Source organism: Gordonia aichiensis NBRC 108223, from assembly GCF_000332975.1.
GTDB classification, from domain to species: domain Bacteria; phylum Actinomycetota; class Actinomycetes; order Mycobacteriales; family Mycobacteriaceae; genus Gordonia; species Gordonia aichiensis.
Genome location: NZ_BANR01000018.1, coordinates 1 through 11594, shown reverse-complemented (window position 1 = coordinate 11594; position 11594 = coordinate 1). Strand labels below are relative to the sequence as shown.

Below are 11594 nucleotides of genomic sequence, written 5' to 3'. Positions count from 1 at the left end.
CTTCCTGTCGTGCCAAGTCGGCACATTCACGACGTCAGGAGAAATACATGCGAATCAAGACCGTCCTCGCCAGCTCCGTCGCCGGTCTCGTGATCGTGGGCGCCGTCGCCGGATGCGGCGATCAAGACACGTCGTCGTCGATGAACTCGACGGCCGCCATGTCGTCGAACGGCATGTCGATGGCGAACGGCATGTCGACGGCGATGGCTCCGGCCGCCTCGATGACCTCGGCACACGGAGCGTTCTCGGGACTCAACGACAAGAAGGTGTCGGGCAACGTCGCAGTGGCCTCAGGCAAGGTGGACCTCGCGGGGTTCGCGTCGGATGAAGGGCCGGATCTACACCTCTACCTGGCCAGGGGCACGTCGGAAGCTGACGTCGACGCGGGCGTCGAGCTCGGCAAGGTCGCCTACGACAAGGCTTCTCAGTCGTTCACTGCGCCCGCAGGTGTCGACACCGCCGACTACACCGACGTGGTGGTGCATTGCGACAAGGCCAAAGCCGTCTTCGGCGCGGCCGAATTGATGAAGTGACAACAACGAGTGTGTTGATCACACGGTGGGCGGGGGTGGGGGCGGTGACATCCGCCACCCTCGCGCGCGTGGCGCTCGGTGTGCTCTGGCTACACGAGGGCATCGTGAAGTACAGGGCGGGTTTCGGACGGGCCGACATCCTTCTCGTCGTACAGAGCACCGCGAGCAACGAGCGGGTGCCGTCCTTCTATCGCGCGTTCACCCGCGAGGTGGTCGGACACATCCCCTCGGTGTTCGGTATCGGCGTACCGCTGATCGAACTCGCGCTCGGCGTTGCGCTGATCCTCGGAATCGCCACGCTCCCGGCGGCACTGCTGTCGGCGTTCGAGCTGTGCAACTACTGGGCGGCTGATCAGCTCGTCGCCCAGTATCCGGTCATGTTGGTGTTGTCTGTGGGGGTCACGGCGTTCGCGAACTGGGCGTCGCGCTACGGCCTCGGATCAGCACTCGTCACCAGAAAGCTACTCGCTGCTATCGGTAGACCACCACGAGCGGCGCGTGGTCGGACAGACGGCACTCAGGCGAGGACTCCTTGTCCACCGCCACCGACAGCGCCCGACGAGCCAGACCGGGCGTCGCGAGCTGATGATCAACACGCCACCCGACGTCCTTGGTGAACGACTCCCCTGCCCAACTCCACCAGGTGAGTGGTCCCGGCCGGTCCCCGTAGACCTGCCGCACGACGTCGACCAGTCGACGCCTACCCAGGACGGAATCGAACCATGCGCGATCTTCGGGGAGGAAGCCGTCCATCGACCTCGCTGCTCTCCAGTTGGTCACGTCGAATTCGGTGTGCGCGATGTTGAGATCGCCGAGGAGGAGAAACTCCCGACCTGCGCGCAACGCCGACAGACGGTTTCGATGCAGCTCGCGGCCGAACGCATCCAGGAATCGTTGCTTCCGCTCGTACTTGGCCCCGCCATCGGGCGCGTCGCGCATGGCTCCCGCTCGTTGACGGTGCGCGGGCAATCCGCCTTTGGGTAGGTAGAGGCATGCGACGGTGATCGGGCGATCGGCGAGGTCGACCTCCACATACCGCCCGTGGGACGCGAACTCGCGCAGACCGCGGGCGCGCGGCGGATGCGACACCCAGGTACGGCTGGCTGTCGGGCGCGTCCTCGTCAGAATCGCCACACCGTTGCGCCCGGCGACCGAGCCGACGTCGCTCGCGAGAGAGTAGCCAGGAAAGTCACCGACTTCCGATGCGGGACAACGTAGTTCCTGCAGGGCCACGACGTCGGGCGCGCGTTCGGTGAGCCAGCGGTCGAATCCTCGACGACGCGCCGCGCGAATCCCGTTGACGTTGAAGGAGACAACCGTGAGTGATTTGGGGTCGGCAAGACGCATACCGAACACTGTGCCCGACTCCGGCGGATCGCCCGCAGGTACCCGTATCAGATGCCGAACGGCTGACATGCGTGATGGATGACACCTGTTGCTGTGATGTCCACGGTTTCCCGCACCTGGTCACTGGTTTACGTCACAGCTCTGCGACTCGTCCATCCTCGACGCGCCAGCGTGTGTCGAGGCGAACGCCGTCGAGCATCCGCCGATCATGGGTGACGAGCAGCACCGCACCGTCGAAGGAGTCGAGTGCCGATTCGAGCTGTTCGATGGCGGGAAGATCGAGGTGGTTGGTCGGTTCGTCCAGCACGAGCACGTTGACTCCTCGCGCTTGCAGCAATGCCAACGCCGCACGAGTCCGTTCGCCCGGCGACAGGTCGGCGACCGGTCGGTCGACGTGATCGGCGCGCAGCCCGAATTTGGCCAACAGCGTGCGCACCTCGGCTGTCGTGAACTCCGGCACGAGCTGTTCGAAGCGCTCGGCGAGTAGCTGCGGTCCGGCGAATTGACCACGCGCCTGGTCGATTTCGCCGATCGCGACACTCGCACCGAGCTGTGCGGTGCCCTCGTCGGGCACGATGCGACCGGTCAGCACACCGAGCAGCGTCGACTTTCCCGCACCGTTCGGTCCGGTGATGCCGATGCGTTGACCGGCGTTCACCTGAAGCGAGACGGGGCCCAGAGTGAAGTCGCCGCGTCGCACCACCGCCTTCGTGAGTGTCGCGACCACCGAACTCGATCGGGGCGCTGAACCGATGGCGAACTCGAGCACCCATTCCTTGCGGGGCTCGGCGACCTCGTCGAGTCGAGCGATCCTGCTCTCCATCTGACGCACCTTCTGCGCCTGTTTCTCGCTGGATTCGCTTGCCGCCCTGCGTCGGATCTTGTCGTTGTCGGGCGCCTTGCGGATCGCGTTGCGCACGCCATGACTCGACCATTCCCGCTGAGTACGCGCCCGCGCCGCGAGATCGGCCTTCTTCTCGGCGAACTCCTCATACTCCGCGCGACGATGCTGTCGCGCGATCTCCCGCTCCTCGAGGTAGCTTTCGTATCCGCCGTTGTAGACCGTGTTGGTGCGCTGGGCGAGATCCAGTTCGACGATCCGAGTCGCGCTGCGCGCCATGAACTCTCGATCGTGACTGACAAGCACGACGCCTCCGCGCATACCGGCGACGACGTCTTCGAGGCGGGAGAGTCCGTCGAGGTCGAGGTCGTTGGTCGGTTCGTCGAGCAGCACGACGTCGAATCGTGAGCACAGCAGTGCAGCCAGTCCGACCCGTGCGGCCTGCCCACCGGAAAGACCGGTCATCAGTGCCGAGCCCGCAGCGACGTCGCCCGCCGGAAGCCCGAGGTCGGCAAGAACTGCGGGCAGACGTTCGTCGAGGTCCGCGGCGCCGCAGGCGAGCCAGCGATCAAGGGCGGTCGCGTAGGCGTCGGCCGGGTCGTCGGCCCCTGAGTGATCGTCGTCGCCGAGGGCGGCCGCCGCAGCCTCCATCGCCTGCGTCGCGGCGGCACAACCTGTTCGGCGCGCGACGTAGTGCGCCACCGTCTCGCCCTGCACGCGCTCGTGTTCCTGGGGCAACCATCCGACGAAGGCATCAGCGGGGGCGCGGGTCACAGTGCCTTCCAACGGTGCAAGCTCACCCGCGAGGACGCGCAGCAACGTCGACTTTCCCGCGCCGTTGGCGCCGAGTACCCCGACCACGTCGCCTGGAGCGACCGTCAGATCGAGGTGATCGAACAGCATGCGATGGGCATATCCACCGGCGATGTCCTTGGCGACGAGCGAGGCTGTCATGCCTCACATGGTCCCATTCACGGTGCCGTGCACTGCCGGGGAGTCGTGTTACAGCTCTCCGCCACCTGATGGATCATTCGGGCACCAATCAGAGCACCTGGGACAGAAAGGCCTTCAACCGATCGGATCTCGCGTCGGTGAACAGTTGATCCGGCGTACCGGTCTCCACCACCTCGCCGTGATCCATGAAGACCACGTTGTCGGCCACGGTGCGTGCGAACCCCATCTCGTGGGTCACCACGACCATCGTCATGCCCTGCCCGGCGAGTTCGGTCATCAGCGCCAGGATGCCCTTCACCAGTTCCGGGTCGAGTGCTGAGGTGGCCTCGTCGAAGAACATGACCTGCGGCGCCATGGCCAGCGCACGCGCGATCGCGACCCGCTGTTGCTGACCGCCGGACAGGTTGGCCGGACGGACGTCGGCTTTTGCGCGCAGCCCCACGACGTCAAGCTCATCGATCGCACGTGCTCTGGCCTCGTCCTTGGACAAACCCAGTAGCCTGCGCGGACCGAGTGCCACGTTGTCGGCCACACTCATGTGCGGGAACAAGTTGAAGTGCTGAAAGACCATGCCGATGCGTCGGCGCAGTTCGTCGGGGTTGTCTTTCAGGACCGATCGGCCGTCGAGCAGGATGTCCCCGCTGTCGGGCTCGTGCAGTCGGTTCAGGACCCGCAGCAGCGTCGACTTTCCTGAGCCGGACGGACCGATGACCGTCGTCGTGCTTCCGGCATCCACATCGAGACTGATGCCACGGAGCACGTGATTCTTGCCGAACGAGAGGTGTAGGTCTTTCCCCGTGAGAGAAACCGCGTCGCGGTGTTGTGTCGCGGCGGCACTCGAAGTGTCAGTTACGTCGGCCATGTCAGCTCTCCTGAAGGGTGCTCGCCGAGACCGGCGGCGTACTCTCGTCAATCTGTTTGCCGGTGCGCAGGCGATTGTCGACGTAGTTGACGAAGTGGGTCAGCGGAATGGTCAGACACAGGTACACGATGCCCGCGGCAACCAGTGGCGACAGATTCCCGGTCTGCGCGTTGAGATCTCGGCCGACCGCGAAGAGCTCGCGTTGGCTGGCCAGAAGACCGAGGAAGTAGATCAGCGAGCTGTCCTTGATGAGACTGATGAACTGATTGACCAATGCAGGCAGGACACGACGAACGCCCTGCGGGACGACGACCAATCGCATCGACTCGCGGTAGGAGAATCCGATGGCGCGCGATGCCTCCAATTGTCCGGCGTCGACGCTCTGAATGCCCGAGCGGAAGATCTCTCCGATGTAGGCGGCCGCGAGCAGGCCGAGTGCGAAAGCACCCAGCCAGTACGGGTTGTTGCCCGTCAGATTCTTGACCACCGGCCCTATCCCGAGGCCGACGACCAGAATCACCACCACGGCGGGCAGCCCTCGGAAGATGTCGGTGTAGATGCGGGCTGGCCAGCGCAGCCACCGGGATCGGGAGATCCCGGCGACGGCCAGTAGCATGCCGAGCACGATGCCGATCAGACCGGAAACCACCGACAGGATCAGCGTATTCGGCAGCCCCGTCTTGATCAGATCGGGGAACGCCTGCTTGTAGAGATCCCAGTCGAAGAACGTCGAGCGTAGTTGCGCGAGTGTGCTCTTCGGCTTTTCCGACGCACTCTCGTCAGACTTCTTCGCCGCATTCTGTTTGGCGATGGCCGCGAAGTCGGGTAGCTCCGGCGCCGGTGCTGCCTTGCTTCCCGGCTTCCACCCCGTGGGCAGTTCGCGTGGCACCCAGTCGGAGTACAGCTTGGCGTAGGTGCCGTCGGCGATGACGGCGTCGAGGCCCGAGTTGAGGGCGGCCACCAGTTTCGGCTTGTCAGGTGCTACCGCCCACGCGACGAAGTTGTTGACGCTGAAGGTGTTTTCGATGATGGCGGTGCCGTCGCCTGGCTTGACGGCGCCCTCGGCCTGCTGCGACGGCGCGACCCATGCATCGATCTGGCCGCTCTTGAGGTTCGCGTATGCCGTGGCGTAGTCGGGAAACTTGACGGGCTCCAGGTGCAGAGTGTTGACGACGTAATCGTCTTGCACCGTGCCCTGGACGACGCCGATTCGGGTGTTCTGACCCAGACTGCCGAAGCCCTTGATGCTGCCTCCGGTCGGGGCGACCAGCGAGAAGTATCCGAAGTCGTACCCGTTGGTGAACGCGACAGTCCTGCGTCGCTCGTCCGTGGTTGTGATCGACGACGACCCGACGTCGAAACGATGGTTGGCGACCTGTGCGAGCAGCCCGGAGAACTCGGTGCCCGAGAGCTCGATCCGGAGGCCGAGTTTCGCGGCGATCGCTCTGAGCAGTTCATTGTCGAACCCGGTGAACGTGCCCTTGCTGTTCACGCAGATGCTCGGTCCGGCGTCCGAGAGTGTGCCCACCGAGATCACCCCGGGCGTGCCCAGTCCCAGATCGTTGACGTTGATCTGATCCACTGGCGTGGTATCGGCAGTGGTGTACCGGTCCTCGCCGCCCTGCTCGGCGGCAGCGAGGTTGGTGGGTGCCGCCGACGCCGAATTCTGGCCCGGCGGTGAACAATTGTCGGCGGGTGCGGCCGACGCCAACGGTATGGGACTCAAAGCGGCTGTCATCAACGCGACGAGTGCCACGACCACTCCGAGGACGGATAGTCGGGCGGCTCGTGTCGTCGACTGCGTGGGTGCAGAACTCGTACGGCTCACCGGAGAACACTAGCCAGACAAGCGAGCAAAATCCCAAACGTTCGGCTCACGGTGAATGTAGAGGTTCTTCGGGTCGCGGCTGATGACCGGTGACGCGGTTACGCAGTGTGCGTGCCGACGTTGATCACCCGACCGTCCGACGCACGGTAGAAGAATCGGGTGACTCCCCAGGGTTCGTCGGTGAGCGGGTGCACGATGTCGACTCCGGCAGCGGTCGCGTGCGCGAACGCCTCTCGGACGTCGTCGACGAACACCGAGACGTCGGGGTTCACGGGTGCGGACGCGTCTTCGGTCATGACGCTGAGCTGATGCCCGTCGTCGTCTCCCAGGGTCACGATCCAGCCGTGATCCATGAGCACGCGCAGTCCGAGCACCTCCGAGTGCTCGGCCACGGCTCGGCGGAGATCGGCGACGGTCAGATTGGGAACCACTCGATCAACACGCATGCGTCCACTCTCCCATCGACCGGTCTCCCCTCGTCGAGTCGCGGTTCGGTCAGCGTCGGTCGTAGGTGAGCACGCGCACTCCCCCGGGCAGCAACGTCTCGTCGACCGCAGTGAACAGCGTCGGCAAGAATGGTCCATTGAACAGTGATATACCGCTGCCGATGATCGATGGGTTCACCTTGAGAATCAGCCTGTCGATCTCGGGCAGCAGCGCATGTGCCAGCGTTCCGCCGCCGACCAGCCAGATGTCCAGTCCCTCTTCGAGCTTCAGTTCACGCACCTTCACGATAGGGTCATCTCGCACGATTTCAACTGCACCAGAGGCGGTCTCGGGCAGAGTCGTCGAGAAGACCACATGCCGCAGGTGCGGATAGGCGTCGTCGAGGCCCGCATCAAGACCGACCTCGTATGAACCGCGACCCTCGACTACCGTGTCGAAAACAGTTCCCTCGCTGTCGATTCCCAAGGCGTGACGCGCTGGCGCGGGTAGCGTCTCGGGATAGTTCTCGACGACGAATCTGATGCCGTCGTCAGTGATCGGAAAGAAGTCGGAGCCGGATGGGTCGCCACCGTCGGGCCCGGCAACAAATCCGTCGAGCGTCGTTGCCACGTAGTACACGAGTCTCCGCATCGGGCAATCCTCGCATAGAGGACACCGTCGTGTTGTCGCCGCGGGCTACGAGGCGACGATGTTTTAGCGTTGATCCATGAACATGACCAAGCGGGTGGCACTGGTGACCGGCGCGACGTCGGGCATAGGACTCGGCATTGCCCGACACCTGGCGCGGGCCGGTTACCACGTGATACTGCACTCGCGGGCGTCGGTTGACGCAGGGCGGGTACTGGCTGCCGAACTGGTCGACGCCACGTATCTGCAGGCAGATCTTGCCGACGACGATCAACGGCGGCACCTCATCGACGAGAGCATCCGTGTTGCCGGACGCATGGACGTTCTCGTCAACAACGCAGGTATCAGCTCGGTGATACCGCATGCAGATCTGCAGGCAGCGTCGGCTCAGGTCTGGCGAGAGTTGTTCGAGGTGAACGCGATTGCCCCGTTTCGGCTGGTGGCCGAAGCCGAACCCCATCTACGCGCGGCGGCTGGTGATGGCAGACCGGGAGCAGTGCTGAACATCGCATCTCACGCGGGAGTACGGCCGAAGGGAGCGTCGATCCCCTACGCGGCGAGCAAAGCTGCACTGATCCACACGACCCGACTTCTGGCCCTGACACTCGCGCCTGACATCCGGGTCAACGCCGTCGCGCCCGGTCTCGTCGACACCCCGCTCACCGCAGGGTGGGCCGACAGTCACACGCTATGGCGTGAGCGAGCGCCCATGCGCAGGCCAGCAGGCGTCGACGATGTCGCGAAAACCGCACTGGCGCTTATTGATTCGGACTACATCACCGGCGAGTGCGTGGTACTCGACGGCGGGCTCGGTCTGACCTGATCAGCTACGCGGGGCCCTAGACCCCGATTCGGTTCTGCATAGCGCGAGTGATGCGTGGTGCGGTCGTGCGGGTCGTGCACGACAAGCCTGACGAGCTCGTTCCTCATGAGAATCTGAAACGCTGCTTTGAGTAACTGGGAGATGGTCCGCCGGCCGGCGGATCCTGCGCGCTACCGGCCGGCTGGTGCCACGTGCCTGGATCAGCTTTGCGTAACCCACTGCCAAGAGGTGTAGGCGTCGAGGTCCGCACTGCCGCCGAAGGCAGTGCCATTGCCAGAGTATCCAACACCGCCGAGCGGCGCCCACGCGACGGCGAGTGAGGTGACGTCATTGATGTGGATGTTTCCCGAGCGGATGTTGTCGGCAATGGCCATCGCACGTCCGGCATCGCTGGTCATGATTGAACAGGTCAGTCCGTATTCGGAGGCGTTGGCCAGGGCGATGGCCTCCTCATCGGTCTTGAAGGAAGTGATGCCCACGACCGGCGCGAAAGTTTCCTCGAGGAACAACGGGTTGTCCGCGGCGACATCGTCATAGACGTGGGCCGAGAAGTACAGGCCCTCCGGCGGATCGCCGACGAGCTTGCGTGCGCCCGCGGCCTCGGCGCGCCGGGTGAGGTCTACCGCGTGGTCGAGTTGCTTCTGGTTGACCAGCGGCCCTTGCATCGTCTCGGAGTTGGTGCGCGGGTCCACGGCTTTCACGTCCGCCGCAGCTGCCGCGATCGTCGCGGCGTACTCCTCGGCGATGTTTTCGTGCACGAGGTGTCGCCCGATGACCAGGCATCCCTGGCCGTTCGCGAAGACGGAGCAGGCCAAGCCGATGTCGACCGCAGTCTCCAGGTTTGCGTCCTCGAGCACGATGTAGGCATTGTTGCCGCCGAGTTCCAGCTGAACGGGCTTGAGGTTCTCGCTGGCGGCGCGCCCGACAGTCCTTCCGATCGCGGTCGAGCCTGTGAAGGCAATCGAGTTGATGTTCGGATCAGTGGTCAGCGCGGCACCAGTCGGCCCGTCACCGGGGACCACCTGGAGCACCCCCGCAGGCAGGCCGGCCTCCTCGAAGATGCGGGCGATGAGGACGCCACCCGACACCGGGGTCTGTGGGGCCGGCTTCAAGACGACGGCGTTCCCGAGTGCGAGCGCTGGAGCCACGTTGCGCAGGGACAACATGAAGGGCGCGTTCCACGGACCGATGACGCCGACGACGCCCCGGGGCACTCGGCGGGCATAGTTCTTCTGGCCGGGCTTCATTGGCGGCAGTATCTCGCCGCGGGGTGAGGCACACAGTGCGGCGCCCTGGCGGACGAGTTCAGTGCCGTACTGGATTTCAACGGCTGTCATGCCGGACACTGAGCCAACTTCATTCTGGATCCATTCGCGGATCTCGTCGGCGTCTCGCTCGATGATGGCGGCCGCACGGTTGAACACGGCAACGCGCTCGTCGATGCCTAGTGTCCTGAGTCATTAATTGTCATTCGGTTGTTAGGCTGGGAATGGCAACCCGGGGTCCGCGAGCAGTGGATATTGTTCTGACCGATGACGAGCGCCGTGAGCTCGAAGGGTGGGCGCGTCGGCGAACGACGGCCTCGGGTTTGGCGATGCGCTCACGAATCGTTCTCGCTGCCGCTGATGGCGGTTCGAATACTGAAGTGGCACAACGACTCGGCCTCAACCGAGGTACCGTGCGGCGCTGGCGAGGCCGGTTCGTCGAGCACCGCTGCGAGGGGTTGCTCGACGAACCCCGGCCCGGGCGACCTCGCACCGTCGGCGACGAGCAGATCAAAGACCTGATCACCGCAACTCTCGAGACCACGCCGAAGAATGCGACACACTGGTCGACGCGGTCGATGGCTGAGCATCTCGACATGTCACAGTCAACTGTTTCGCGTGTATGGAGAGCGTTCGGATTGGCTCCACACAAACAGGAGTCGTGGAAGCTGTCGAAAGATCCCCTGTTCACCGAGAAGGTCCGCGATGTCGTCGGGCTCTATATGAACCCACCCGAACGTGCCCTGGTGCTTTGCGTTGACGAGAAGACCCAGATCCAAGCGCTCGATCGCACCCAGCCGATCTTTCCCATGCTCCCGGGCACCCCGCAACGGGCCAGCCACGACTACGTGCGCAACGGCACCTCCAGCCTGTACGCGGCGTTGGACATCGCGTCGGGCAAAGTCATCGGTTCGCTTCACTCACGGCATCGCGCAACGGAATTCATCGGATTCCTCCGCAAGATCGACGCCGAAGTACCCGACGAGCTCGACGTCCACCTGGTCATGGACAACGCCTCTACCCACAAGACGCCCGCGGTCAAACGATGGCTGACCTCGCACCCACGATTCGTTGTCCACTTCACCCCGACGAGCTCATCCTGGATGAACCTCGTCGAACGCTGGTTCGCCGAACTAACCACCAAGAAACTCCAACGCTCCACCCACCGCACCGTGAGAGCACTCAACGCCGACATCAGAGCATGGATCGAGACCTGGAACGACAACCCCCGCCCCCAACGTGTGGGTCAAGACCGCTGACCAGATCCTCGACTCCATCGCCCACTACTGCACACGAATTAATGACTCAGAACACTAGGGCGTCCCACTCTCTTCCGGCGTCAGCCGCTGATTCGGCGGCGCGCGCGACGTCGCCAACGGAGGCTTCGCCCACCTCGGCAATAACCTCGCCATCGAGCGGGCTCACGATCTTGGTTGTGGCGCCGCCTTCGGCGGGAATCCACGTGCCGTTGAAGATCATCCCGGTCCAACGCTGGTTCTGGGTCATTCGCTTCTACCTTGTCCCTTCATGCGCTCGATGACGTGCTTCGCCACATCGTCGCGGTCAAGCGATCGTCGGAGTGACGGACGCCGCTTCGCATTCTTCGGGCGAGGACGCGGACGGGGAAGAACAAAAGTCACGTGGTGAATGTGATTCAGCCGAGGGTCGACACGATGTACAAGCCGTTGGGATCATCGATGCGTAGACCCAGCTCGGTGCGTGCAACCAAGCCGCGATCGCGAAGCTCTCGTAGGGTTCGGCCGACGACCTCCCGCACCGACCCGATGGCGTCAGCCATCTCCTGTTGGTCCTGCACGACAACCAACTCGCCGGATTGCTGGATCGCCAGGTCGAGCAGGTGACGGGACAGTCGGCGACGCACGGACCCGAAGACAGTCGACGACATCATGTCGATGACCTCCGTGGCAACCGATCCAACGAGTTGAGCCAACGCCCACCCGACCTCTGGCTCCGACCGGACAAACCGACGCAGTCGGTCCACGTTGAAGGAGAGAACATCCAACTCGGTGACCGCCTCGACGCTGACTGCCTGGCGATTGACGGCGC

At 64.1% G+C, this 11594-nt stretch carries 11 protein-coding genes and 1 pseudogene; 3 read left to right on the top strand and 9 right to left on the bottom strand.

The annotated features are described in order from the left end of the window. Positions 1–47: 47 nt before the first annotated feature. The gene (locus GOACH_RS16010; RefSeq protein ID WP_005176875.1) at positions 48–533 is read left to right on the top strand and encodes a DM13 domain-containing protein; all 486 of its coding nucleotides are present in this window, start codon (positions 48–50) and stop codon (positions 531–533) included. Between the two features lie 471 nt (positions 534–1004). Here GOACH_RS16010 and GOACH_RS16005 read toward each other — a convergent pair whose 3' ends face one another. The 6 genes from GOACH_RS16005 to GOACH_RS15980 all read right to left on the bottom strand — a co-directional run bounded on the left by GOACH_RS16005 (position 1005) and on the right by GOACH_RS15980 (position 7442). Next, a complete protein-coding gene (locus GOACH_RS16005; protein WP_040518983.1) occupies positions 1005–1880 on the bottom strand; it encodes an exodeoxyribonuclease III in 876 nt (291 codons plus the stop codon). Positions 1881–2013: 133 nt separating this feature from the next. Continuing rightward, positions 2014–3675 carry an ABC-F family ATP-binding cassette domain-containing protein gene (locus tag GOACH_RS16000; protein WP_005176868.1) on the bottom strand — a complete coding sequence of 554 codons (1662 nt, stop codon included), beginning with the start codon at positions 3673–3675 and terminating at the stop codon, positions 2014–2016. A gap of 88 nt (positions 3676–3763) precedes the next feature. Then, the gene (locus GOACH_RS15995) at positions 3764–4537 is read right to left on the bottom strand and encodes an amino acid ABC transporter ATP-binding protein (RefSeq protein WP_005176867.1); all 774 of its coding nucleotides are present in this window, start codon (positions 4535–4537) and stop codon (positions 3764–3766) included. Between the two features lies 1 nt (position 4538). After that, positions 4539–6275 (bottom strand): ABC transporter substrate-binding protein/permease, encoded by a 1737-nt coding sequence (locus GOACH_RS15990; protein WP_245551923.1) that lies wholly within the window; start codon positions 6273–6275, stop codon positions 4539–4541. A 188-nt stretch (positions 6276–6463) separates the two neighbouring features. Further along, positions 6464–6811, bottom strand: coding sequence for a VOC family protein (locus tag GOACH_RS15985; protein ID WP_005176862.1), 348 nt, complete (start codon positions 6809–6811; stop codon positions 6464–6466). 49 nt (positions 6812–6860) lie between these two features. Then, positions 6861–7442: a dihydrofolate reductase family protein gene (locus GOACH_RS15980; protein ID WP_005176861.1), complete on the bottom strand. Its 582-nt coding sequence runs from the start codon at positions 7440–7442 to the stop codon at positions 6861–6863. A gap of 76 nt (positions 7443–7518) precedes the next feature. Between GOACH_RS15980 and GOACH_RS15975 the strand changes: the two genes are divergently transcribed. After that, positions 7519–8262, top strand: a complete 744-nt coding sequence (locus tag GOACH_RS15975) for an SDR family NAD(P)-dependent oxidoreductase (protein WP_005176859.1) — start codon at positions 7519–7521, stop codon at positions 8260–8262. Positions 8263–8462: 200 nt separating this feature from the next. On the opposite strand, the gene GOACH_RS15970 is transcribed toward GOACH_RS15975, so the two are convergent. Then, complete coding sequence (locus tag GOACH_RS15970) at positions 8463–9704, bottom strand: aldehyde dehydrogenase family protein (protein ID WP_083859085.1); 1242 nt, start codon at positions 9702–9704, stop codon at positions 8463–8465. 47 nt (positions 9705–9751) lie between these two features. On the opposite strand from GOACH_RS15970, the pseudogene GOACH_RS15965 reads away from it, so the two are divergent. Further along, a pseudogene (locus GOACH_RS15965) lies at positions 9752–10844 on the top strand (IS630 family transposase). On the opposite strand, the gene GOACH_RS15960 reads toward GOACH_RS15965, so the two are convergent. Next, positions 10833–11033 (bottom strand): aldehyde dehydrogenase family protein, encoded by a 201-nt coding sequence (locus GOACH_RS15960; RefSeq protein WP_005176849.1) that lies wholly within the window; start codon positions 11031–11033, stop codon positions 10833–10835. The pseudogene GOACH_RS15965 and the gene GOACH_RS15960 overlap by 12 nt on opposite strands. 148 nt (positions 11034–11181) lie before the next feature. After that, a partial coding sequence (locus tag GOACH_RS15955) for a Crp/Fnr family transcriptional regulator (RefSeq protein WP_005176847.1) occupies positions 11182–11594 on the bottom strand: 413 nt, incomplete at its 5' end.

Excerpts from the sequence above, each read along its gene's own strand:
- GOACH_RS15985 (WP_005176862.1), bottom strand. The coding sequence starts at position 6,811 with ATGCGTGTTGATCGAGTGGTTCCCAATCTGACCGTCGCCGATCTCCGC.
- GOACH_RS15960 (WP_005176849.1), bottom strand. The coding sequence starts at position 11,033 with ATGACCCAGAACCAGCGTTGGACCGGGATGATCTTCAACGGCACGTGG.
- GOACH_RS15980 (WP_005176861.1), bottom strand. The coding sequence starts at position 7,442 with ATGCGGAGACTCGTGTACTACGTGGCAACGACGCTCGACGGATTTGTT.
- GOACH_RS16010 (WP_005176875.1), top strand. The coding sequence starts at position 48 with ATGCGAATCAAGACCGTCCTCGCCAGCTCCGTCGCCGGTCTCGTGATC.
- GOACH_RS16005 (WP_040518983.1), bottom strand. The coding sequence starts at position 1,880 with ATGCGTCTTGCCGACCCCAAATCACTCACGGTTGTCTCCTTCAACGTC.
- GOACH_RS15975 (WP_005176859.1), top strand. The coding sequence starts at position 7,519 with ATGAACATGACCAAGCGGGTGGCACTGGTGACCGGCGCGACGTCGGGC.
- GOACH_RS15990 (WP_245551923.1), bottom strand. The coding sequence starts at position 6,275 with ATGACAGCCGCTTTGAGTCCCATACCGTTGGCGTCGGCCGCACCCGCC.
- GOACH_RS16000 (WP_005176868.1), bottom strand. The coding sequence starts at position 3,675 with ATGACAGCCTCGCTCGTCGCCAAGGACATCGCCGGTGGATATGCCCAT.
- GOACH_RS15995 (WP_005176867.1), bottom strand. The coding sequence starts at position 4,537 with ATGGCCGACGTAACTGACACTTCGAGTGCCGCCGCGACACAACACCGC.